Annotated in this window: 23 protein-coding genes and 1 pseudogene; 14 read left to right on the top strand and 10 right to left on the bottom strand. The window is 73.3% G+C overall.

Features of this window, described 5'->3' with window-relative positions; translation table 11 throughout:
• Positions 1 to 71 precede the first annotated feature (71 nt).
• Entirely contained in the window at positions 72 to 944 is an 873-nt protein-coding gene (locus ACFY7E_RS17950; RefSeq protein WP_389485884.1) for a UbiA family prenyltransferase, read from the bottom strand.
• A 46-nt stretch (positions 945 to 990) separates the two neighbouring features.
• On the opposite strand from ACFY7E_RS17950, the gene ACFY7E_RS17945 reads away from it, so the two are divergent.
• Genes ACFY7E_RS17945 through ACFY7E_RS17935 form a run of 3 tightly spaced genes read left to right on the top strand, consistent with a single transcriptional unit; the run spans position 991 to position 3,679 of the window.
• Positions 991 to 2,127 carry a type III polyketide synthase gene (locus tag ACFY7E_RS17945; RefSeq protein ID WP_389485882.1) on the top strand — a complete coding sequence of 379 codons (1,137 nt, stop codon included), beginning with the start codon at positions 991 to 993 and terminating at the stop codon, positions 2,125 to 2,127.
• A gap of 8 nt (positions 2,128 to 2,135) precedes the next feature.
• Positions 2,136 to 2,651 (top strand): isoprenylcysteine carboxyl methyltransferase family protein, encoded by a 516-nt coding sequence (locus tag ACFY7E_RS17940; RefSeq protein WP_389485880.1) that lies wholly within the window; start codon positions 2,136 to 2,138, stop codon positions 2,649 to 2,651.
• Entirely contained in the window at positions 2,648 to 3,679 is a 1,032-nt protein-coding gene (locus tag ACFY7E_RS17935) for an NAD(P)/FAD-dependent oxidoreductase (RefSeq protein WP_389485878.1), read from the top strand. The genes ACFY7E_RS17940 and ACFY7E_RS17935 overlap by 4 nt, the downstream gene beginning before the upstream one ends.
• A gap of 50 nt (positions 3,680 to 3,729) precedes the next feature.
• Here ACFY7E_RS17935 and ACFY7E_RS17930 read toward each other — a convergent pair whose 3' ends face one another.
• Positions 3,730 to 4,647, bottom strand: coding sequence for an NADP-dependent oxidoreductase (locus ACFY7E_RS17930; RefSeq protein ID WP_383436593.1), 918 nt, complete (start codon positions 4,645 to 4,647; stop codon positions 3,730 to 3,732).
• 329 nt (positions 4,648 to 4,976) lie between these two features.
• Here ACFY7E_RS17930 and ACFY7E_RS17925 point away from each other — a divergent pair, with 329 nt between their 5' ends.
• Entirely contained in the window at positions 4,977 to 5,558 is a 582-nt protein-coding gene (locus ACFY7E_RS17925) for a snapalysin family zinc-dependent metalloprotease (protein WP_389485876.1), read from the top strand.
• Positions 5,559 to 5,759: 201 nt separating this feature from the next.
• Positions 5,760 to 7,454 carry an alkaline phosphatase D family protein gene (locus tag ACFY7E_RS17920; RefSeq protein ID WP_389485874.1) on the top strand — a complete coding sequence of 565 codons (1,695 nt, stop codon included), beginning with the start codon at positions 5,760 to 5,762 and terminating at the stop codon, positions 7,452 to 7,454.
• Between the two features lie 167 nt (positions 7,455 to 7,621).
• Here ACFY7E_RS17920 and ACFY7E_RS17915 read toward each other — a convergent pair whose 3' ends face one another.
• Positions 7,622 to 8,074 (bottom strand): GyrI-like domain-containing protein, encoded by a 453-nt coding sequence (locus ACFY7E_RS17915; RefSeq protein WP_389485872.1) that lies wholly within the window; start codon positions 8,072 to 8,074, stop codon positions 7,622 to 7,624.
• A 287-nt stretch (positions 8,075 to 8,361) separates the two neighbouring features.
• Here ACFY7E_RS17915 and ACFY7E_RS17910 point away from each other — a divergent pair, with 287 nt between their 5' ends.
• On the top strand, positions 8,362 to 9,204 hold the full coding sequence (locus ACFY7E_RS17910) for a PP2C family protein-serine/threonine phosphatase (protein WP_389485871.1): 843 nt from the start codon (positions 8,362 to 8,364) through the stop codon (positions 9,202 to 9,204).
• 178 nt (positions 9,205 to 9,382) lie between these two features.
• On the top strand, positions 9,383 to 10,420 hold the full coding sequence (locus ACFY7E_RS17905; RefSeq protein WP_389485869.1) for an MASE1 domain-containing protein: 1,038 nt from the start codon (positions 9,383 to 9,385) through the stop codon (positions 10,418 to 10,420).
• Here ACFY7E_RS17905 and ACFY7E_RS17900 read toward each other — a convergent pair.
• From ACFY7E_RS17900 to ACFY7E_RS17885, 4 genes and pseudogenes are all read right to left on the bottom strand, one after another.
• A pseudogene (locus ACFY7E_RS17900) lies at positions 10,414 to 10,776 on the bottom strand (ATP-binding protein); the annotation flags it as partial. The gene ACFY7E_RS17905 and the pseudogene ACFY7E_RS17900 overlap by 7 nt on opposite strands.
• Before the next feature lie 290 nt (positions 10,777 to 11,066).
• Positions 11,067 to 11,498 (bottom strand): GNAT family N-acetyltransferase, encoded by a 432-nt coding sequence (locus ACFY7E_RS17895; protein WP_389485867.1) that lies wholly within the window; start codon positions 11,496 to 11,498, stop codon positions 11,067 to 11,069.
• A 93-nt stretch (positions 11,499 to 11,591) separates the two neighbouring features.
• Complete coding sequence (locus ACFY7E_RS17890) at positions 11,592 to 12,299, bottom strand: restriction endonuclease (protein ID WP_389485865.1); 708 nt, start codon at positions 12,297 to 12,299, stop codon at positions 11,592 to 11,594.
• A 38-nt stretch (positions 12,300 to 12,337) separates the two neighbouring features.
• Positions 12,338 to 12,547 (bottom strand): hypothetical protein, encoded by a 210-nt coding sequence (locus tag ACFY7E_RS17885; protein WP_389485863.1) that lies wholly within the window; start codon positions 12,545 to 12,547, stop codon positions 12,338 to 12,340.
• 459 nt (positions 12,548 to 13,006) lie between these two features.
• Here ACFY7E_RS17885 and ACFY7E_RS17880 point away from each other — a divergent pair, with 459 nt between their 5' ends.
• Together ACFY7E_RS17880 and ACFY7E_RS17875 are read left to right on the top strand one after the other, a co-directional pair.
• Entirely contained in the window at positions 13,007 to 13,612 is a 606-nt protein-coding gene (locus ACFY7E_RS17880; RefSeq protein WP_389485861.1) for a hypothetical protein, read from the top strand.
• Between the two features lie 247 nt (positions 13,613 to 13,859).
• Complete coding sequence (locus ACFY7E_RS17875) at positions 13,860 to 14,465, top strand: GPP34 family phosphoprotein (RefSeq protein WP_389485859.1); 606 nt, start codon at positions 13,860 to 13,862, stop codon at positions 14,463 to 14,465.
• A 78-nt stretch (positions 14,466 to 14,543) separates the two neighbouring features.
• Here ACFY7E_RS17875 and ACFY7E_RS17870 read toward each other — a convergent pair whose 3' ends face one another.
• The 3 genes from ACFY7E_RS17870 to ACFY7E_RS17860 form a co-directional block, all read right to left on the bottom strand.
• The gene (locus tag ACFY7E_RS17870) at positions 14,544 to 14,828 is read right to left on the bottom strand and encodes a hypothetical protein (RefSeq protein ID WP_389485857.1); all 285 of its coding nucleotides are present in this window, start codon (positions 14,826 to 14,828) and stop codon (positions 14,544 to 14,546) included.
• 451 nt (positions 14,829 to 15,279) lie between these two features.
• Positions 15,280 to 15,651: a fic family toxin-antitoxin system, toxin component gene (locus tag ACFY7E_RS17865; protein WP_389486129.1), complete on the bottom strand. Its 372-nt coding sequence runs from the start codon at positions 15,649 to 15,651 to the stop codon at positions 15,280 to 15,282.
• 2 nt (positions 15,652 to 15,653) lie between these two features.
• On the bottom strand, positions 15,654 to 15,917 hold the full coding sequence (locus ACFY7E_RS17860) for a hypothetical protein (protein ID WP_389485855.1): 264 nt from the start codon (positions 15,915 to 15,917) through the stop codon (positions 15,654 to 15,656).
• Between the two features lie 378 nt (positions 15,918 to 16,295).
• Between ACFY7E_RS17860 and ACFY7E_RS17855 the strand changes: the two genes are divergently transcribed.
• From ACFY7E_RS17855 to ACFY7E_RS17835, 5 genes are all read left to right on the top strand, one after another.
• Positions 16,296 to 16,823: an NUDIX domain-containing protein gene (locus ACFY7E_RS17855; RefSeq protein WP_389485853.1), complete on the top strand. Its 528-nt coding sequence runs from the start codon at positions 16,296 to 16,298 to the stop codon at positions 16,821 to 16,823.
• Between the two features lie 273 nt (positions 16,824 to 17,096).
• The gene (locus ACFY7E_RS17850; RefSeq protein ID WP_389485851.1) at positions 17,097 to 18,530 is read left to right on the top strand and encodes a Gfo/Idh/MocA family protein; all 1,434 of its coding nucleotides are present in this window, start codon (positions 17,097 to 17,099) and stop codon (positions 18,528 to 18,530) included.
• 34 nt (positions 18,531 to 18,564) lie between these two features.
• A complete protein-coding gene (locus ACFY7E_RS17845; protein ID WP_389485849.1) occupies positions 18,565 to 19,587 on the top strand; it encodes an NEW3 domain-containing protein in 1,023 nt (340 codons plus the stop codon).
• 111 nt (positions 19,588 to 19,698) lie between these two features.
• Complete coding sequence (locus ACFY7E_RS17840; RefSeq protein ID WP_389485847.1) at positions 19,699 to 20,814, top strand: AI-2E family transporter; 1,116 nt, start codon at positions 19,699 to 19,701, stop codon at positions 20,812 to 20,814.
• Between the two features lie 175 nt (positions 20,815 to 20,989).
• Positions 20,990 to 22,018, top strand: coding sequence for a DUF5954 family protein (locus ACFY7E_RS17835; protein ID WP_383436519.1), 1,029 nt, complete (start codon positions 20,990 to 20,992; stop codon positions 22,016 to 22,018).
• Positions 22,019 to 22,247: the final 229 nt, after the last annotated feature.

The following is a 22,247-nucleotide window of genomic DNA, read 5'->3' as shown; positions in this document are numbered from 1 at the left end:
GCCCGCCCCGGCCGGTGACAGCCGCCACCGGGCCCCGGCGGGCGGTGGCGGTCCTCACCGGCGCCGCGTGCTCAGGCCATGTCGGAGCCGCTCAGGAGAAGCTGCGTCACGGCCGCGCCCGCCACCACGACCGCCGCCCGGAACGGCCGTCGGCTCCCGGGCGCCGACGGCACCGCCGTGCCCGCCACCGCGACGGCCCCGGCGGCCACCGCCAGTGCCCAGGCCGGGGCACCCACCGCCCCGGGCGGTCCCACGACGAGCACGCCCACGGCCGCCAGCATCACGAGCGGCGCCGACGACCGGCACGCCGTACGGCCGAGCCGCTGCGGCAGCCCGCCGACGCCGGTCGCGAGGTCGTCCTCGATGTCCGGGAGGACGTTGACCACGTGCGCCCCCACCCCCAGGAGCGCCCCCGCCGTCACGGCCCACCAGGCGGGCCAGGACGGCGACGGCGGACCGAGGGTGACGAAGGCGGGCAGCGAGCCGAACCCCACGGCGTAGGGCAGCGGCGAGAGCACCGTGCGCTTGAGCCCCAGGTCGTAGGCCCAGCCCGCCGCCACTCCCCCCAGGTGCACCGCCCCCGCGACCGCCCCGCTCAGCAGCGACAGCGGCACGCACAGTCCCAGGGCCGCCACGGCGGCGACGGCCGCGGTCCCGGGGAGGAGTTCGCCGGTGGCCGCCGGCTTGTCGCGGCGCCCGCAGAGCGTGTCGCGCCGCGCGTCGACCGCGTCGTTGCACCAGCCGACCGAGAGCTGGCCCGCCAGCACCGCCCCGGCCACCAGGGCCGCCCCCGCCGCGCCCCGGCCGCCCGCCACGGCCAGCGCGGTCACGAGGACCGTCACGGCGAGCGCCGGCTCCAGATGGCAGGAGCGCAGCAGCGCCGGAACGCGGAACGGTGGGAGGAGAGGCGTACGCGGAGGAGCCCCGAACGGGTGCAAAGACACATGCGCAAGGTAGTCGGGTGTCCGGAACGAGGTAGGCATTGCCGCCATGCGTGTCTCTGTGATCACCGACGGCGCCGCGGCCCCCTCCGCCGCCCCGCACCCACCGGCCGCACCCGTCGCGGCGGCCACCGTCGCCGCCGTCCACACCGCGCTGCCGCCGCACCGGTACGCCCAGGAGGAGCTGACCGAGCCGATCGGCGACCTGTGCCTGGTTCCGGGAGCCGACCGCGCCCTGCTGCGCCGCCTGCACGCGTCCACCGGTGTGCGTGCGCGCCATCTGGCCCTGCCGATCGAACGGTACGCCGGCCTCGGGGACTTCGGACGGTCCAACGACGCCTGGATCGCGGCCGGGCTCGACCTGGGCGAGGAGGCCGTCGCCGGCGCGCTGCGGGGAGCGGGACTCGAACCGGCCGACGTCGACCTGCTGGTGTGCAACTCCGTCACCGGCGTGGCCACCCCCTCGCTCGACGCCCGTCTGGCCGGCCGCCTGGGGCTGCGGCCCGACGTCAAGCGGCTCCCGGTGTTCGGTCTGGGGTGCGTGGCGGGCGCCGCCGGTCTCGCCCGGCTGCACGACTACCTGCGCGGTCATCCCGACGACACCGCCGTACTGCTCACCGTCGAACTGTGCTCGCTGACGCTCCAGCGGCGTGACGACTCCCGCGCCAACCTCGTCGCCGGCGCTCTGTTCGGTGACGGCGCGGCGGCGCTCGTGGCGCGCGGCCGCGCCGCCGCGGAGGGGGGCGGGAGCGGGCCGGCGGTGATCGCCACGCGCAGCCACCTCTATCCGGCGACCGGTCACCTCATGGGCTGGGACATCGGGGCCGGCGGGTTCCGCGTCGTGATCGACGCGGGCATCCCCCGTACCGTGCGGGAGCACCTCGGGCGGCCCCTGCGCGCCTTCCTGGCCGAGCACGGTCTCACCACCGACGACATCGGGACGTGGGTGTGCCATCCGGGCGGTCCCAAGGTGCTGTCCGCCGTGACCGACGTCCTCGGTCTGCCCGACGACGCCCTCGACGGCGCGCGGCGCTCGCTCGCGGCCGTGGGGAACCTGTCCTCGGCCTCCGTGCTGCACGTCCTGCAGGGCCACTGCGGGCCCCGGCGGCCCGAGCCCGGGACCTGGGGCCTGCTGATGGCCATGGGGCCGGGCTTCTGTTCCGAGTTCGTGCTGTTGCGCTGGTAGGGGCTGTCGTGAGCTGGTACGTGCTTCTCGTCCTCGGCGTGGCCGCCGAACGCGTCGTCGAGCTGGTCGTGGCCCGGCGCAACACGGCCCGGACCCTCGCCCGTGCCGGTGTCGAGCACGGTCGCGGCCACTATCCGGTCATGGTCGCCCTGCACACGGCCCTGCTGGTCTGCTGCCTCCTCGAACCCGTGCTGGCCGACAGGCCGTTCCTGCCGGCGCTGGCGTGGCCGATGCTGTCGCTGGTCCTGCTGTCCCAGGCGCTGCGCTGGTGGTGCGTCAGCACACTCGGGCCGTACTGGAACACGCGCGTCATCGTCGTTCCCGGGGCGCGTCCGATCGGCACCGGCCCCTACCGTTTCCTGCGTCACCCCAACTACGTCGCCGTCGTGGTGGAGGTCGCCGCCCTGCCCCTGGTGCACTCCGCGTGGCTGAGCGCGGTGGTGTTCGGCGCGGCCAACGCGGCGCTGCTCACGGTCCGCCTCCGCTGCGAGAACGCGGCCCTCGCCGGTGCGGTGTCCGCGTGAGCCGCGAGCACGACCTGATCGTCGTCGGGGGCGGGCCGGCCGGTCTGGCGACGGCCCTGTACGCCGCGCGCGCCGGTCTGGACACCGTCGTGGCCGAGCCCCGCCGCGCGCCGGTCGACAAGGCGTGCGGCGAAGGCCTGATGCCCGGCGCCGTGCGCGCCCTCGCCTCGCTGGGTCTGGAGGTCGCGGGCCATCCGATCGCGGGCATCCGCTACGTGCAGGGGTCCCGCCGGGTCCAGGCCGCGTTCCGGCACGGCCCCGGCCTCGGCGTGCGGCGCACCGACCTGCACACCGTCCTGCACGAGGCCGTTCTCGCGGCCGGCGTGCCCGTACTGCCCCTGCGGGTCGAAGAGGTGCGGCAGGACGCCACCGGTGTGTCCGTGCCCGGCGCCGGCCTGCGCGCCGGTTGGCTGGTCGCCGCGGACGGCCTGCACTCGCCGGTGCGCCGTTCCCTCGGTCTCTGCGTCCGGTCCCGGCGCGGACCCAGGTACGGGTTGCGGCGTCACTACGCCACGTCCCCGTGGTCCCCGTACGTCGAGGTGCACTGCGGGCGGCACGGCGAGGCCTACGTCACCCCGCTCGGGCCCCGGCTGGTCGGCGTCGCCCTGCTGACGGACCGGCGGGCCCCCTTCGACGCCCAGTTGGAACGCTTCCCCGAACTGGCCGCCCGCCTTCCGGCGGAGAGGGCCGTCACGGCGGTACGGGGTGCTGGACCGCTCCGCCAGAGGGCGCGCACCCGGCGGCACGGGCGGGTCCTGCTCGTGGGCGACGCCGCCGGGTACGTCGACGCGCTGACCGGCGAGGGCGTCTCCCTGGCGCTCGCCGGCGCCGGGGCCCTGGTCGAGAACGTGCGCCGCGGCACGCCGGACCGCTACGAGGGCGACTGGAAACGCGTGACCCGCCGCCACCGGCTCCTGACGGAACTCCTGGTGCGGGTGCGGCAGCAGCGGGTCCTCGCGCCGCTCGTGGTGCCCGCGGCCGAACGTCTGCCGCGCGTCTTCACGGCCGTGGTGAACGCCCTGGCGTGAGGTCCCGCCCCGGCGCGGCGAACGGTCCGGGCGGCCGCGGCGGAGCTGCTTCAGACCTCGACGACGATCTTCCCCGGGGTGTGGCCCTCCCGGCTGAGGTCGAAGGCCGCTCCGAGTTCGGAGAGCGGGAACGTCGCGGCGACGTCGACCGTGAGCCGGTCTCCGTCCGCGAGCCGGCCCAGGGCCGTGAGGTCCTCGCCGCTCGGCCGGACCCAGATCCACTGGCCGCCCGAGCCGAGCACGGTGTCGTCGGCGACGGAGGCGTGCCGTCCGCCCTCGGCCAGGACGGCCAGGGTGGTGTCGAGGACCCCGCCCACGAAGTCGGCGACGACGGTGACTCCGTCCGGGGCCAGGGCGCGGACGCGTTCGGCCAGTCCGTCCCCGTAGGTGACGGGCTCGCAGCCGAACCCGCGCAACCGGTCGTGGTTGCGCGGGGAGGCGGTGCCGATGACCCTCGCGCCGAGCGCGCGGGCGAGCTGGACGCCGAAGGACCCGACGCCGCCGGCCGCGCCGTGCACGAGGACGGTGTCGTCGGCGCCCGTGTCCAGCCGGGTGAGGAGCTGGTAGGCGGTCAGCCCGGCCAGCGGCAGTCCGGCGGCCTGCGCCCAGTTCAGCGAGGCGGGCTTGGCCGCGAGGGCGCGCACGGGCACGCTGACGTACTCCGCGAAAGTGCCGCCGTGCACGTAGTCCTTGCGGGCGTAGGCCATCACCTCGTCACCGGCCGCGAACTCGGGCACGTCGATGCCGACCCGTTCGACGGTGCCGCTGACGTCCCACCCCGGGACCACCGGGTGGACGACGTCCATCAGGGCGTCGAGCCCGCCCGCCATGATCTTCCAGTCGACCGGGTTGACCGAGGCGCACCGGACCTTGACGAGGACCTCGCCGGGAGCGACCTTCGGCAGCGGCAGCCGGGTCTCGCGGAGCACCTCCGTCCCTCCGTAGGTTTCGTACGTCATCGCCCTCATGGTGGCCTCGGACATCCTCGCGCCCTTCCTGTGCTGTCGGTTGCGTCCTCCCCTCCACCCATCTGAGCACGCGCGGCCGGAACGCGCCGGGGGACTCGCCCGTGCACGGCGGCCCGCTGTCGTCCCGCCGGGGCGCGCGCCGCCCGAACCGGGGGAACCGACGGAGACACCTGTGGCAGGTGCATGGCAAAAACACCCTCCGGGACGTACCATCACAAGGCTCGGAGGGGTGCTCGACGCCCATGTCCGGCCCCACCGGACGTTCGTGCCGCCCCGTCACGCGCCCGGCCCGACCGGAGCCGGGTCCCCCCACGGATGAAGGAGCAGCAATGCCCCTCGGCACATGGTTCAGGGCGGGCACCTCCGCCGCCGCGCTCGTCCTCGCCGTGGCGGGCGCCGCGACCGCCGCGCCCGCCCCCGCACCGGAATCCCCCGCCGCGGAGGCGGCGGTCGTGACCCTCCGCTACGACGACAGCCGCGCCGGAGGCTGGGAGGCGGCGATCGCGGCCGGGGTCGCCTCGTGGAACGCGAACGTGAGCAACGTCCGACTGGTGGAGGCGGCGCCCGGCACCCCGGCCGAGATCGTGATCGTCGCCACCACGGGCTGGCCGCAGGCCACGCTCGGCCCCGTCCGCCCGGGACGCCAGGTCCGCGTCGAACTCGGCGCCCAGGCCGTGAGCCAGGGCTACGACAGGACCCGGATCGCCGCTCACGAGCTGGGCCACAGCCTCGGCCTGCCGGACACCAAGCCCGGCCCGTGCTCCCAGCTGATGTCGGGATCGAGCGCCGGCACGGCCTGCACCAACGCCGTCCCGAACTCGACCGAGCGGTCCCGCGTGCAGTCCGCCTACGCCACCGGCGCCGCCGCCCGCGTACCCACCGACGGCCGGATCCTCGTCGACGCTCCCTGAGGACGCCCTGACGGTCCTGCCGACGGAGGGATGAAGGCGTCGGTGAGGGGCAGGGAGGATCCCGGGGTGCCCGTCGCCGACGGGCGCCCCGGGACCGCCGCCGCGACACCGACCGACCCGGACCGGCGCGGTTCCCGCCGCCGTTCCGTACTGTACGGAGCGGCCGTTCCGTACAGTACGAAGCACCGGAAGGGATTCGCGATGGCCGGTCTGAGGCTGGGACCGCTCCTGCGTCACGTGGACTGGGAGGCGGGCACGAGCGCGACCGTGTGGGTCGAGACCGACCTGCCGTGCACGGTCGAGGTCCGCTGCCCGGACGGCGCCGGGGGTTCGGCTCCCACGTTCCGCGTCGCCGGGCACCACTACGCGCTGGTGGTCGTGACCGGACTCGTGCCCGGCTCCACCACCGCGTACGAGGTGCTGCTCGACGGCGAGCGGGTGTGGCCCCTCGCCGACTCGCCCCTGCCGCCCAGCACCATCCGCACGCCGGCGGTCCCGGCGACCGGCGCGGTGGTGGCCTTCGGCTCGTGCCGCTGGGCGGCGCCCGCCGTGGACGAGCACGATCCGGTGGGACCCGACGTCCTCGACACGCTCTCCGCCCGGCTCGCCGCCGACCCGGACGCCGAGCGTCCGGACGTCCTCCTCCTCCTCGGCGACCAGGTGTACGCGGACGAGACCTCCGCCGACACGCGCGACTGGATCGCCCGGCACCGGCGGGCGGCCGGCACCGGCTCGACCGCCCCCCCGGACCAGGTGGCCGACTACGAGGAGTACACCCACCTCTACGACGAGTCCTGGGGCGACCCCGAACTGCGCTGGCTGCTCTCGACCGTGCCGACCTGCATGATCTTCGACGACCACGACGTCATCGACGACTGGAACACCAGTGCCGCCTGGGTGGCCGACATGCGGGCGACGTCCTGGTGGCACGAGCGGATCACCGGCGGCCTGATGTCGTACTGGGTCTACCAGCACCTCGGGAACCTCTCCCCCGCCGAACTCGCCGAGGACGAGCTGTACGCGGCGGTCCTGGCGGCCGACGACGGCGCGGAGGTGCTGCGCGCGTTCGCCGAACGCGCCGACGCCGATCCGGCGACGGTGCGCTGGAGCTACCGCAGGGACTTCGGCCGCACCCGGTTGCTGATGGTCGACACCCGGGCCGCGCGGGTGCTGGAGGAGCGGGAGCGGTCGATGCTGGACGCGGAGGAGGCGGCCTGGCTGCGGACGCAGGCGTTCGAGGATCCCGGCGGTGTCGACCACCTGCTGATCGGCACCTCGCTCCCGTGGCTGCTGCCCCCGATGGTCCACTTCGCGGAGGGCTGGCACGCGGCGCTCTGCCGCGGCGAGCGCGGACCGCGCTGGGCGCGCTTCGGCGAGTGGCTGCGCCGGCGGGCCGACCTCGAGCACTGGGCGGCGTTCACCTCGTCGTTCGAAAGGCTGACGGAGACGGTCGCCGAGGTCGGAAGAGGGGACGACGCTCCGGCGACGGTGTGCGTGCTCTCCGGGGACGTGCACCACGGGTACGTGGCGGAGCCCGTCTGGACCGACGACAGGCAGCCGGACTCCCGCGTCTTCCAGTTCACCTGCTCGCCCCTGCACAATTCGGTGCCCGCGGCCATGCGGATCGGGTTCCGCTTCGGCTGGAGCCGGTTCGCCAAGGGGATCGGGCACCTCCTCGCCCGCCACGGAAGGGTCGCGAGACCGGCGGTCCGGTGGGAGCGCGCCGGCGGGCCCTGGTTCGGCAACCAGTTGATGACGCTGACGCTGCGCGGACGTACGGCACGGCTGCGACTGGAGAAGGCCTCGGCGGACGGGAAGCCGGGACACCGCGGGACCGACCGCGCGGGAGCTCGGCTCGTGGGAGTCCTCGACCGGGTCCTGACGGAAAAGGGCTGACGCCCTGCCGGGCGGTGCGCGCCCTCGTTCCGACGAACGGCGCATAATTCCGTCCGGCTTCGAACAGAATCGACTCACGCATCTCCAAAATCGCTTTCCGGGCACCCCTGAAAAGACGACATCATTTCCCTTTTCCACTTTTCCACGGCACCGGGGCGGCGGCCGGATCACCGGACGGGGACGCAGATCTCGCAGAGGTGCCGGGCGAGCAGATGGGGCCGGTAGCGTTCGAGGACGGGACGGGTGGCGTCGAAGGCGAGACCACCGGCGGCAAGACCGTCGAACAGTGTGGTCCAGGCGTGCGCGAGGCCCTCGGGCGTGTGCGCGACGGTGAGGACCGCGTGGCGGCCGCCGACGAGGCGGCCCTCAGCCATGCCGGAACGGCGGATCTCGATGTCGTCGGGCAGCACGAGGCAGGTGTCGTAGCGGCAGTCGCGGGGCGGAGTGCGGGCGGGGTCGTCGCGGGCGATTCCCAGGACGACGGAGTCGGCGCGCAGCAGGCCGTTCGCGGTGGCCCAGGACGTGAGCCCCTCCATCTGGGCCCTGCTCACCTCCCCGTACGGGCCGGTCCGCCTGATATAGACGATGCGGGATTCCGGGATTTCTTCCAGGACGAACATTCACCTCTCCTCCACTCGGATGACGCGAGGGAAAAGGTAGCAGCGTATAAAATTCCTTTCCCGACCGGTTTTAATAGAGAGAAGAGCCGGGGCCGCTCCGTCCCGGATGTGATGCGGCACCGGCTTCCCTCCCCCGTACACGGTGGACGTACCGAGGAGATGCGGGTGTCGCCGCCTCCGGGCAGAGTAGGGAAGGCCCTGTTCCTACCGAGGTGGTCTCATACGGTCTTACGCGCTGGAGACGGGACGAACCGATGCGAGGGACTCTCGCGACGCCGGAGTGATCGATGTTCCACAGACGGCCGGCCGGCAGCAGCGAGGAACTGCTGGTCCGACTCGGGTCGCTGACCGCCCGGGCGCGGGAGCTGGCCGAGACGCAGCGTTCCCGCGTCGAGCTCGCCGTGGCCCTGCAGCGCGGCATGCTGCCCCCGGGCCTCCCCTCCTTTCCGGGCGTCCGGCTGGCCGTCGGCTACGTGCCCGCCAACCACGGGCTCAACGTCGGCGGTGACTGGTACGACGCCTTCACCCTGCCCGACGGGCACATCGGCATGTCGATCGGTGACGTGCAGGGGCACAACATCGAGGCCGCGGCCTTCATGGGGCAGGTCCGCGTGGGGCTGCGCGCGCTGGCCTCCGTCACCGGAGACCCGGGGGAGCTGCTCGCCCGCACCAACGACCTGCTGGTCTCCCTGGGCGCCGATCTCTTCGCCACCTGCACCTTCCTGCGGCTCGACCCCGCCGCCGGCACCCTGGAGTGCGCGCGGGCAGGTCACATCCCCCACATCTGGGCCACCGCCGACGGCCGCTCCGGCATCGACGACGGTGAGGGCGGGCCTCCGCTCGGCGTGCTCCGCGGGGTCGACTATCCCGTCACGCGCCACCGGCTCACCACCGGCGGTGTCTTCGTCCTGCTGACCGACGGGGTGGTGGAGGGACCCTCGCTCCACCTCGACGACGGTCTGGACCAGGTGATGCGGCTCGCCGGGATCACCGCCGTCGCCGGGCTCGACGTCGACGCGCTCGCCGGCGCCGTCATGAAGCTGGCGAGCACGGTGGGGCACGAGGACGACGCGGCCGTCCTGGTCGTCGGCCACGACGGCGGTACGGCGTGGCCGACGGCCAGGGCCTGAGGGCAGGGGCCTCGTCCCGGCCGGGCCGCCCCCGAACGGGTGACCGCCCGGCATCCGGTGCCCGGAGGGCGCCGGGCCGGATCCGACCGGGTTTCGAGCGGGGCCGGGCCCGTTCCGCAGGGAGACGTCCGACACGCAGGGGATTCTTGCCCGGCCGAGGCGGTCCGGCCGGTGTCTGATGGCTGATGTGTTGGTTACTCGGCAGTTCCGGCCCTCCACGGAAGCGGCCCTGCTCTCGCTGGCCGTGGCCGTTTGCTACTACGCGGCCGGACGGCTCGGCCTGCTGGGGCGTCTCGTCGTCGAAGGCGTGGTGGTCACCCCCATCTGGCCGCCCACCGGCGTCGCCGTCGCCGCCCTGCTGCTGTTCGGCGCGCGGGTCTGGCCCGGGATCGCCCTCGGTTCCTTCCTCGTCATCGTCTCCCTCACCACCCCGGGGCTCACCACGCTGGTCACCGTCGTGAGCAACACCGCCGCACCGCTCTGCGCCTTCCTGCTGCTGAGGCGGGTCGGCTTCCGGCTGGACATGGCGCGGCTGCGGGACGGGCTCTCCCTGGTCTTCCTCGGCGGGTTCGGCGCCATGCTGATCAGCTCGACGGCGGGGGTCGGGCTGCACGTGGCGACGGGCTCCCTGGACAAGCGCGAGTTCTGGTCCGTCTGGCTGGCCTGGTGGGCGGGCGACACGATGGGGGTGCTGCTCGTCGCCCCGCTCCTGCTCGTGCTCGCGCGCCCGGCCGGCCGGCTCCGGATGCGGCGCTGGAAGGAGGCGGTCGCCCTGGGTCTCGCGACCCTCGTCCTCGTACCGCTGGCCGTGTTCAGTCCGATGAGCCTGCTCTTCCTGGTCTTCCCCCTGCTGATCTGGGCGGCGCTCCGCTTCCAGCTCGTGGGGAGCATGCTGTGCGCGCTCTTCGCGTCCGTGCTCACCACCGCCGAGTCGGCCTCCGGGCAGGGCGCGTTCCTCCATCTGTCGGACGTCGAGATCATGGTCAAGCTCCAGGCGTTCAACGGCTCCGCCGCCCTGACGGCCCTGCTCCTCGCCTCCGTCATCACCGAGCAGCGCGCGATCCGCCGGTCGGTGCGCCGCGCCTGCGAGGAGCTGGCGGAGGTCCTGGAGCACCTCGCGGCGGGCGATCCCTCGCCGGGACCGCCCGGCACCGGGATCAGTGATCCTCCGACAGACGACTTCACGACCGGTCGCCGACGGCCACTCACCCCTTGAGGGCCTCCGCGAAGGGTGTCCCGGTCGGCGTGGAGGACGAAGTGCCGCACCGGGATGCCGTACCGGGCGAGACCCGAACCGATCTCGCGCCAGTACTGCTCGACCAGGACGGTCATGGGGACGACCGGGGTTCCGCCGGTGTGGTCGAGGACGCGCCGGGCGGTCTCGACCACGAGGGGCCGCCACGGCGGCCAGTGCTGGAAGTTGTCCGTCTCGGGCAGCCCCGGCGTGATGTCCATGAGCGTCTCGCCGACCTTCTCCGCGTCGAACACCCGTGAATCGGGGATCAGCCGCTGCACGAGCGCGCCGGTCGTCGTCTTGCCCGCACCGTGGGTGCCGTTGAGCCATACGATCACGGGTCCGACGCTAGTACGGTGACAGGGACCTGCGGCATGAAATCCGCTCCCGCCCTTGTGGGACCGGCGTTCGCTGCCGTGACCCGCCACTGGTGCCGGCCGGTGAGACCGGCGGCCCGCGCCTACCCGGCGTAGGTCTGCGGCCCGTTCGGGACGACGGGGGTCGAGGCATGGGCGGTCAGGGCGGGAGCTGCGATCAGGGCCTCGGGGCGGCCACCGATCCGTGGATACGGCTCGGCATTCACCGTTTGGTGGCACATGCCCCTGTCTCATGAGCGGCCTTCGCCGGTTCAGCGGCGGTTCCTGGGCAGCCCGAAGCCCGCCATCCGCTTCTCCTCGTAGGACAGGAAGCCGAGGCTCCGGTAGAACGCGTGGTTGCGCTTCCCCTCCGGTGACGAGCCGTGGTCCGTGGAGAGGAGGAAGAACCGGCAGTGCGAGTAGCGCCGCACGAGGTGTTCGACCAGGGCCCGGCCGACGCCCTGCCTGTGGTGCGCGGGGTCGACCACGACGTCCTGGACGTAACAGATGTGTTCGTCGTCGGAAACGGTCCGGGCCAGGCCGAGGAGTGTTCCCGAACCGTCTCGTGCGGTGATGACGAGGTGGGAGTTCCGCAGGCCGCGGCAGAGCTTGTCGACGTCGGCTGTGCAGCCCTCCCAGCCGACCGAGGCGTAGAGGCCCAGCATCTCGTCGGGGTCGAAGACGTCCTCTTCCGTGACGAACATGTCGCGCTCCCCGTGACGGTGCCGCTTTCCGATGCCTGCTTCTCACCACATCCGACTTCACCCTCGTCAGGCACGTCGAGATCGACGGCGGTCTCAGGAACCGGGGGCGGGGTGGCGTGGGGAAGGAACCGCTCCCAGCAGTTCCCACAGGGGTGTGGAGCCGGCGGCCCATTGGGCGAGCAGGTGGCGGTCGACCAGGTGGAGTCGCTGGGAGCGGGCGAAGGCGACGGCCTTGCCGGTGAAGCGGCCGTTGGTGACCAGCACGACGACATCGCCGTTGTGTACGGGGCGACCGGTGCCGTTGAGGACGTGCAGGTCCGGGGTGCCGACCGCGGCGCCGGCCAGCCCGGCCCTGCGGTGCTTGCACTGGATGACCCACAGGCGGCCGAAGGGGTCGGTGGCCTTCACGTCGGCGCCGTCGTCCCCGGCCCCGCCGACCCGGATCGCCCGGGGGCAGCCGTCACGGCGCATCAGGTCCCGTACGGCCTCCTCGAACTGCCCGTGGTGCAGGGCGTCGATCTGCGGCAGTACGTACCGCAGCCCCCGCTCCCGCACCCGGTTCCGGCGGGCGGCTTCCCGGCGCCGGTGCACCCATGCTCCGCCGGCCGCCGCCGCGATCAGCAACAGTGCGACCGGCACCCAGGGGTGCGCGGCCAGCCACCGCAGCATGCCGACGAGCAGGCTCCACACCACGACGAGCACCAGGAGCGCCGAACCGGACCGCTTCCGGTCGAACGCCCGCCTCGGGCGGCGGAACGTCGTACGGCGTCCGGAAGCGGTGCGACGGCGTGAGGTGGACACCGTACGGGAACGGCGGCCGCCCGGCCGGGACCGTGAACTCACGAGCCGGCCTGCGAGACGCCGCGCACCAATTGGCCGATCCCGTTGAAGATGCCCCGGCCCAGTGGGGTCGGTGCGATCAGGATCCCCAGGGCCAGGACGAGGAGCGCGGTGTTGCGTTCCTCGACCCGGCTCCTGGCCTGGGTCCTGCGGCGTAACCGCATCACCACGACGACCGCGAGCAGCACCGCCACGTTGATCGTCATCATGCGAAACCCACTCCCCTGTCCGCTCTCGCGTCCTGCGCGCTTTCCCCGGCCGCCCCGTGGCGGTTCCGGATCAGTGCAGCCGACCACGCGGCCGGGTCGCAGCGGGTCGGTGAAGGATGGCGAGAACCCCCGTGGACACTGTCCGGTTGCCGCCCGGACATCCGTTCCCACAGGTGGCAGGGGGTGGAGGGGTCGGGAGTCTCATGACCGAGGGGATCTTGGACAGGGGCTCTTGGCGGGTGGGGCAGCGAGGGCGGGGCGATGCAGGGCCGTCGGGTGGGCGCCCGTACCCACCGGACGCCGTCCGCCCCTCGGCCGCTCTCCCGGGTCCCCCGTCTCACGTTTCGCACGTTTGCGCGTGAGGAGCGGTGGAAGAGTTGATTCCGACGACCGGTCGGCCGGGTCGCGGTCGGGGCGGCCGGGCCTCCTCGACGCCTTGACCCGAACGGGAGCCCTCCGTTGCGCTTCTACGCCCAGACACCCGCCCGCCGGAACCGTCAGGTGCTCGCGGACCTGGTCGCCGTGGCCCTGATCGCCGTCGCGGTGTGGGTGGCCCTCGCCGTCCGCGGGACGATCATGATGCTGGCCGAGCCGGGGCGCAAGGTGGAGAGTTCCGGCGACAGTCTCGCCAGGGAGCTCGGGGAGGCGGGAGACGCGGCGTCGGACGTGCCGTTCGTCGGTGACGTCCTGGAGAAGCCGCTCCGGTCCGCGGCGGACGCCAGTTCCGGTTTCGCCGACGCGGGCGTGTCGTTCCAGGAGACCGTCGTCCAGATCGCCGACGTGATCACGGCGGTCCTCGTCGTCCTCCCGGTGCTCTTCGTCCTGCTCCTGTGGCTCCCGCCGCGTCTGCTCTGGATCCGGCGCAGCGCCACCCTGCGCCGCCTCGCCGAGGCCCCCGGAGGCGCCGACCTGCTCGCCCTGCGCGCTCTCACCGGCTCCCCGAGAGCACTCGCCGGACTGCCCGCTCCGCCCGGCGGGTGGGCCGATGCCTGGCGCCGGGGAGACCCGGAGGCCGTCACCGAGCTCAGCGCGGTCGCGCTCAGGCACGTCGGACTCCGGCCCTGAAGAGCCTTCGGAGAACCTTCGAAGAGGCGTCGGTGCCTGAGGTCGAGAGGGCGGCGCATGGGGGAGTGTCCTGTTCTCTCCGTGACCGGAGGCCCGGATCCGGCCGGCGGGAACTCCGGGTGTGCGACAGGGCTTCGGCCGACCGGATGGGGCGATACTGATCGTGTTGGGCGCTCCGTCGCCGAACCGGTCGCGAGGCCGGACGGTGGTGCGCGTGCCCTGTCGATGCCTCCGAGGGGAGCCGTTCGTGAGCACGGCGAAAGACCTGTTCATCATCGCCATGGAGCCGGGACCGGAGCGTGCCGTGGGGCAGGGCGATCTGTCGCTCGCGCTCGCGGGGGCCGAGCTGATCGATCTCATCGGCGCGGGGGCCGTCGCCGTGGACGACGACCGCATCGTGCCGGGCGGGCCGCCGGCTCCGGACGACCGGCTCCTGGGCGAGGCCGCGGCGGAACTGGTCCGGCAGCCGCCCCACGAGCGGATCGAGGACTGGCTGTGGCGCCGGGGCCGGGACCTTTCGTCCGTGTACCAGGCCGCGTTGGAGGCGGACGGTGAACTGGCACGGAGGCGGAGCGGCCGGTCACCCTTCGGTGCGGAACGCGTGGAGCCGGTCGACACACCCGCCCGTCGCCGGGCGGTCGACCGCCGGGAGGGCAATGAGCCCGTCCTGACCGCTCTCGCCTCGGCCGTGGGGATCGACGGCGGGCGCTCCGACGAGGAGTCCGGCCCCGGCGACGAGGCGGTGACGGCCGTGGTGGCCGCCGTCCACGACGCGGTGATGGAGCTGGAGGCCGTACGCCAGAGGCGGACCATCGAGAACGCGGCCTTCGCCAACCTCTGGCGCGGGCCGTGAGCAGAGACCCAGGCCAACGCTGAGGCTGGGAGGCTTTCCCTTGGGCGGAGGGGCGGGGAAACCGCCGTGGCCGGAGTGTCAGTCTGCGTACATCAGGACCGGGCACGGGGCCGTGAAAGGCGCCATAGACCGGCAAGCAGGGCCGGGACCGCCGCCGTCGGCCGCTCCCGCCCCCCCATGCCGGTCCGAGTGGAACACCGCGTGGGCGAGGACGAACGGCAGCGCCAAGAGGACGACGAAGGCCACCGGCGTCGCGAACCGGCCGAACGTGGTGGTCCCGGTGTCGGTGACCAGGTGCGGGGCGGTCGTGCCGAAGACCGTCACCGGGACCGCGAGGAGGCCGAGCAAGAGGACCGACGCCACGACGAGGGCCAGCCCCTCGTTCGCCTGCGCCCTCAGCCCGTTCGTACGACCGCCTTGTGGGCGGCCGCGAGGGTTTCCGCAGCAGCCCGACACCGGTGGCACGCTCCAGCGGTGGACCGTCGGCCGGCGCCACCGCGACCGTGGACGACCGGCCGGGATCTCGCGCAGTACACGGAATTCCGGCCGGTCCTGCGTACGGGTGGGCACGGAGCAGCCACGGCCTGCACGGCACCGGACACCGCTCCCTGATCCGGCCCGATCGGCAAGACACCCTCTAGGGCGTGTGTCGAAAGTAGCGCCGTCTGCCCGAAGGGCAGGCCCGGCGGTGTCCGGTGCGTGCGATCGCAAGGCGGAGGGTCGCCCCGATACTGGTTGTACCGGGGCGATCCCGACGACGCGGCGAGCGTGCGTGCCGGGCGCCGCCGGGCAGGCGGGACTTTCGACACACGCCCTAGGTCCGCCAGGTCCGCAGGAGTTCGGCGATGCGCGCGGTGGTGGTGCGGGGGTCGTAGAGCTCGTGGGCCAGTTCCGTGAGCTGGTCGCGGGTGGGGTCCGCCGGGATGCCGCCGGCGTTGAGGTACATGACGGCGACGGCACAGGCGACGGTGAGGTTCGAGCGCTCCAGCCAGCGGCAGCGGCCGAGGGTGTGGACGAGGGCGGCGGCGCGGGCGTAGGGGCCGTCGTAGACGGCCTGGTCGAGGAGTTCGGCCCGGTGGCGGGCGACGGCAGCGAGGGGGACGCCGAGGTCGTCGGGGGCCGGGTCGGCGCGGCCGGCGCGTTCGGTGACTTCGAGGATCCAGGACAGGTCGACGTGCAGGGACATGCTCACGCAGCGGCGCCCCGGTCCCGCCGGGCGGGGGTGTACCGGGAGTCCAGTTCGGCCTCGAGGTCGTCGAGGAAGTCGCCGTGGGCGTCGATCGTCCTCTGGGCGGCGGCCATGCCGGCCGCCCGGGCGCCACTGGTGTCCTCGGCGATGAGGCGCTCGACGTACCGGTTGAAGTCGAGGCCCCGGGCGGCGGCCGCGTCCTTGCCGGCGGCGAGCATGTCGGGGGTCAGGCGGAGCTGGGTCTGCTTTCTGGTGCTGCTCATGCACAGCAAGGTAGCAGGGTGGTAGCAGCCGCGCGAGGGGGTGGCGCGCCCGTCGGCCGGCGTGGGCCCGGGTGTCGGCGTTTCGGCCATCACTCCGTCGGGTCGCCGCCCGGGCCGCGTACGGGTCGTTGCATTCGACACGAACACGCTTTCGCCCGTTCTCGGGGTCGGCACCACGTCCGAAAGACATGTGTGCGAAGAGGCGGGTGTCTTCGTTGAACCCAACGACACCACACCTCGACTCCCCTCCCCGGAGGCCGTCATGCAGCCCTTGCCCGTCGTTCCGGCCGCCCTTCCCGCCCGGCCCCGCCCCCGTGCCGCCTCGGACAGGCGCTTCGGAGCCGTCCGCCTGCCCGCCCGCCGTCCGGGAGGCGTCCGTTGAGCGGCGGCGGGCGGCACACGGTGCCGGTGGACGTGCACCTGATCGCCGTCCGCGACGGGGAGAGGGGGCCGGAGGTCCTGCTGTCGCGGCGGGCCGGGACCGTCTACGCGGCGGGGCACTGGCACTTCCCCTCCGGGCACGTCGACGGACCCGCCGAGGACGTCGTCACCGCGCTCGTCCGCGAGACGCGGGAGGAGACGGGCCTGGCCGTGACCCCGGGCGACGTGCGCGCCGCGGTCACCGTGCACCACCGCTCCCCGGGCGGGGACGCGCGGATCGGGTTCTTCTTCGAGGTGCGCCGCTGGTCCGGAACGCCCGGGGTCATGGAGCCCGAGGTGTGCGACGGCATGGGGTGGTTCCCGCTCGGCGCCCCGCCGGAGCCGATGGTCGCCTACTGCCGCGCCGGCCTGGACGCGTACCGGGCCGGCGCCGGGCTCGCGCTGCACTTCCAGGAGCCGGGCGATCCGATCGGCCACGATTCGGCCGCGGACCGGCTCCGCTTCGTCCCGCCGCCGGAGGAGTGACGGGCCGGCGTCCATACGGGACCGGGGGCGCCCCGGACCGGGGGCGTCCCGGACCGGGGCGCACGGGCACTCGTCGCGCCATCCGGTCCGTCCGGCCTCGCACGGAGAGTCGACATGCGCGAAACTCGCCGATTCGTGCGCGATCCTGCTTACAACTCCCTCCGACCGAACACCTATTGACACGAACCTGACCGTCCCGTCAGAGTCGTCACGCGTCCGCCGCCGTATGCACTGCCACATGCACTGCCGTATGCACTGAGGAGCGATGAACCCATGTCAAAACTCCCCGCAGTCTCACGCCGCCTGCTCCTGGGAGGCGCCCTGGCCACCACCGGGGCCCTGGCGACCGGGGTGGGAGCCGCCCCCGGGGCGGCCGCGGCGGTGACGGCGGCGTCCGCGCCGCGCCGGAAGCCGGGCCAGAAGTCCATGATCGACGTGCCCTACGACGTCCACCGGACGGTGCGCGTCGGCGTGATCGGACTGGGCAACCGGGGTTCCGGCATGACCACGGGCTGGTCCGCCGTCCCCGGCTGTACGGTCACCGCCGTCTGCGACGTGCGCGCCGACCGCGTCAAGCGGGTCGCGGACGGCCTCGCCGCCGCCGGCAGGCCCCGCCCCGCCGAGTACGGCGGCTCGGCCGACTCGTACGCGCGGATGCTGCGGCGGGACGACATCGACCTCGTCTACATCGCCACGCCCTGGGAGTTCCACTACGCACAGGGCAGGGCCGCGCTGCTCGCCGGCAAGCACGTCGTCGTCGAGCTGCCGATCGCCACGGAACTCGACGAGCTGTGGGACCTCGTCGACACCTCCGAGCGCACCCGCAGGCACCTGATGCTCTCGGAGAACTGCAGCTACGGCCGCAACGAGCTGGCCATGCTCAAGATGGCGCACGAGGGGCTGTTCGGCGACATCACGAACGGACACGGCGGCTACCTGCACGACCTGCGCGAGCTGCTGTTCTCCGACACGTACTACACCGACGCGTGGCGCCGGCTGTGGCACACCCGCAGCACCGCCTCCTTCTACGCCATGCACGGCCTCGCGCCGATCGCCGCGGCCATGGACATCAACCGGGGCGACCGCATGACCACCCTGCGCGCCACGGCGACCGAGCCGAAGGGCCTGGCCGACTACCGGGCGCGGTTCGTGCCCAGGGACCACCCCTCCTGGAAGGAGACGTACGTCAACGGCGACCTGGTCACCTGTCTGATCGAGACGGCCAAGGGCCGGGTCATCCGCGCCGAGCACGACGTGAGCTCTCCGCGGCCGTACAGCCGGATCAACTCCCTCGCCGGCAGCAGGGGCATCTTCGAGGACTACGCGGGCGTGCTGTCGGCCGGAGGCGGACGCGTCTACGTCGAGCCGGACCACAGCGGGCACTCCTGGCGGGACTTCGGCTCCTACCGCAAGGAATTCGACCACTGGCTGTGGAAGAAGATCGGTGACGACGCGGAGAACAACGGCGGTCACGGCGGCATGGACTACGTCCTGCAGTGGCGGACGGTCCAGCTCATGCGGGCGGGTCTCGTGCCCGACATCGACGTCTACGACTCGGCGGCCTGGTGCGCCCCCGTCCCCCTGAGTGTCATGTCCCTGGCGGCGAAGGGGCGCCCCGTGCAGATACCGGACTTCACCCGGGGCGCCTGGGTCAACCTCCGCACGGGCCTCGACTCGCGCGTCACCGAGATGCCCCCCGTCGCCTGACACCGCCCCCGCCCCCGCCGTGAAGGAGCAGTACGTGAGACCAGCAGGACTGATCGGATCGCTCGGGACCCTCGTCGCGGCGGGCGCGCTCGCGCTCCTCCCGGCCTCGGCCACGACCGCGGCCCCGACGACGACCGCGACCTCGACCCCGGCCTCGATGACGGCCACCACCGCCGCCACCGCGGTGACGGTCTCCCCCGTCGACCTGGACGGGCCGGCCGTCTCGACGGTGAAGGTGACCGTCACGAACGCGGGCCCGGAGCGGATGCGCTCGCTGACGGTGTCCTTCGGGGGGCCGGTCGGCTGGGCCGTGCAGCCCTCGGTCCTCCGGGTGGACGGTTCCCCGGCCGAGGGCGCCTCCGCCGAGGCCACCTTCCGGATCCGGGTGCCGGAGCCGCGCCCCGGCTTCACCGTCCGTACGTTCACCGCGACCGCGACCTACCGGGGCGGCGACGGGGCCGGGTCCGCCACCGGGACCAGGACGCAGCGCAGCGGCACTCCCCTGGCGAACCTGGCCGCCGCGTACAACAACGTGGGGGTGACCGACGAGAGCGACACGGGGCCCGGGGACTACGACGGCGAGGGCAACAGCTTCTCCGCGCAGAAGCTCGCCGACGCCGGGCTGCGTCCCGGCGGGACCGTCACCGCCCTGGGCGCCGCACTGCGCTGGCCGGACGTACCGAGCGGGACCAGGAACAACGTCTCCGCCGCCGGCCAGGCCATCGCTGTGAGCGGTACGGGCACCCGGCTCGTCCTCCTCGGCTCGGGCGTCACGAGCGGGGCGTCGGGCACCGCGACCGTGTACTACACGGACGGGACGAGCAGCACCGGTTCGTTCGGGTTCCCGAACTGGTCGTTCGATCCGGCGAACGCCCACGGGGCGACCCTGGTGGCGTCGAGCGACGGGCGCAACCGGCCCGGCGGGTACGGCAACGCCGGCATCGCGTACCGCGTGTTCGCCCACTCGATCGCCCTCGACCCCGGCAAGCGGGTGGAGTTCGTGGTGCTGCCGAGCAACGGCAACATCCACCTCTTCGACCTGGCCGTCGCCTCCTGACCCTCCCTCCGTTCCCAGCACGACCCGGCCCGGCCCGTCCCGTCCCGGGAACGGTGACCGCGGCGGTGACGGCCGTGAGGGGCGACACGGCCGTTCACTAGGGTGACCCCCATGTCTGCCATGTTGAGTTCAACGAAAACCGCCACCGCGCTGCGCACCGCGGCGCGCGTCTCCGCCGAGTCGCTGCTGGTCCTGCTGATGGCGGCGGTGGCCCTGTGGGTCCTGGGCCGTATGTGGTCGGTCGTCTGGCCGCTCATAGTGGCCCTGTTCCTCACCACCATGACCTGGCCCTTCGCCCGCTTCCTGCGGAGGCGCGGATGGGCGCCCGCCCTGGCCGCGACCGTGGTCACCGTCCTCTTCCTCGTGGTCGTCGCGGGCATCGCCGCGCTGATCGCGGTGCCGGTCGCGTCCCAGTCGGGCGAGCTGGCCGACGGCGTGGTCGAGGGGATCCAGAGACTGCGCGAGTGGGCCGCCGGGCCGCCGCTGAACATCGGCGACGACCAGATCTCCGGTGCCTTCGACGCCGCGGTGGCGCGGGTCCAGGACAGCGTCGGCAGCATGGTCACCACCGTCGTCACGGGCGTGAGCACCGTGTTCAACGGTCTCGTCACGGCCGTCCTCGCGCTCTTCCTGATGTTCTTCTTCCTCAAGGACGGCCCGCGTTTCCTGCCGTGGCTCACCCGTCAGCTCCCCGGCCGCCTCGCCACCGACGTCCCCGTCGTGGCCGAGCGCGGCTGGGAGACCCTGGGCGCGTTCGTGCGCTCGCAGGCGTTCGTCGGTCTGCTCGACGCCGTGTTCATCGGCCTGGGCCTGTGGTTCCTCGACGTGCCCCTGGTGCTTCCCCTGGCGGTGCTGACCTTCGTCTCCGCGTTCGTGCCGATCGTGGGAGCCCTGTTCGCCGGTCTGGTCGCGGTCCTCATCGCGCTGGTGTCGAACGGTCTGACGGACGCGCTGATCGTGCTCGCGATCATCGTCGTGGTGCAGCAGCTGGAGGGCAACGTGTTCCAGCCCATGATCCAGAGCCGGGGCCTCGGCCTGCACGCGGCGGTCGTCCTCCTCGCGGTGACGCTGGGCGGCAGCCTGGCCGGCATCGTCGGCAGCCTGCTCGCGGTGCCCGCGGCCGCGCTGATCTCGGTGGTCTGGAACTACCTCCGCGAGCAGCTCGCCACTCCCCCGCGGGAGCCGGACGCCGACGATCCGCACGCCACCGCCGCCGTACCGTCATGAGGGCGGGCGGCGATGTCGGCGCCATGAGCGTCACAGGCGATATCGGCGCTATGGGCGGTATCGGCGGTATCGGCCTTGCCGACGGTGGCTCGAAACGTTCCCCGTCGTCACCCGTAAGTTGAGGTGATGGACCGATCACCGGACCGCCCGCCGGATCCGGCGCCACAATGCGCGCATGGACGAACACTGGAAGCGACGACTCGACGAAGTACGTGCGGGGCTGGTGCGGGAGGGCGATCCTGTCGCCTGGGTGACCGAGGCCGACGCCGCCGAGGCCGCCGTGCGGTATCCGTGGCTCGCCGTGCGCGGTTCGCTGTTCGGGGTGGCGGCGCGGGACGCGGAGGCGGGCGCCCCGTGGCGGGTGGTGATGCCGTTGCAGGACGGAATGCCGCAGCAGACCCGGGACGGCCTGCAGTCGAAATTCTTCTTCTGGGCCAAGGACGACACCGACGACCCGAAGGTGCGGCGCGAACTCCTCGCGGCCGTGCGCGTCCTCGAACGGGAGCCGGTCGACGAACTCGTCGTCCTGGGCACGACGTACCGGATCGTGCGGGGCGACGAGATCGCGCGCACGGGCGACGACGGCCTCGAACCGCCGCGTCCCACCGATCCGGAGCCGGTCTTCCGGATCTGGGAGCGGCAGCGCGGCGCCCGCCGCTGCCTCGACACCGGGACCGTGCTCGACCCGGAGAAGGTACGCGGGCTCATGGCCGAGGCCCTGCGGATCGGGCTGCGGGAGTTCCACTACGTCGGGAAGCGCTACCCCGCCGCCGTCCGGGCCGACTCCCTGAAGGCGGTCACCACCCATCCGGACATCGCCATGCTGCCCGTCGGCTTCGGCATCGTGGAGCGCTCGGGCGACGTCTGGCAGCCGGTCGGCTCCCTGGCGCCGACCCCGCACGAGGCACGGCGGGACCTGTACGACGACCTCACCGACCTGTGGGCCCGGCTGTACCGGTGGGGCGACGAGAAGCGGGAGCGGTACCGGCGGGCCGGTGAGCTGTTCCGGGCCGCCGAGCGCGCCGACAAGGTACGGGTGGACGACCGGGAGTTCCGGATCTGCCGCGTCGAGCGGATGGTCCGCTTCGGTCCCGACGGCCCCGAGGGACCCCGCCCGTCGGACATCGACGAGTACGGCCCGACGAAGATGCACCCGCGCATGGACGAGGACGGCACCCTGCACTACGAGGAGGACGACGCGTAGGCGGACCGGTCCCCACAGCCGTACTCCCGGCGTACTCCCGGCCGTATCCGCACCCGGACGGCGGGCCGTTCCCTCCGGGTGCGGATACGGCCAATCGGAGGAGCGCTCCCCGGCCGTGGGGAGCCGCTCCCCGAAAAGCCCGCGGGGCCTGCCCCGGAGCGTGATCCGGAGGGCCGGCGCGCCGCCGGTGTCGCACAAGGATCGCCCCGCCGTCATGGATCCGTCACAC

It is taken from the genome of Streptomyces sp. NPDC012825 (genome assembly GCF_042900925.1).
GTDB lineage: Bacteria > Actinomycetota > Actinomycetes > Streptomycetales > Streptomycetaceae > Streptomyces.
This window is presented reverse-complemented; position numbering and strand designations above follow the sequence as displayed.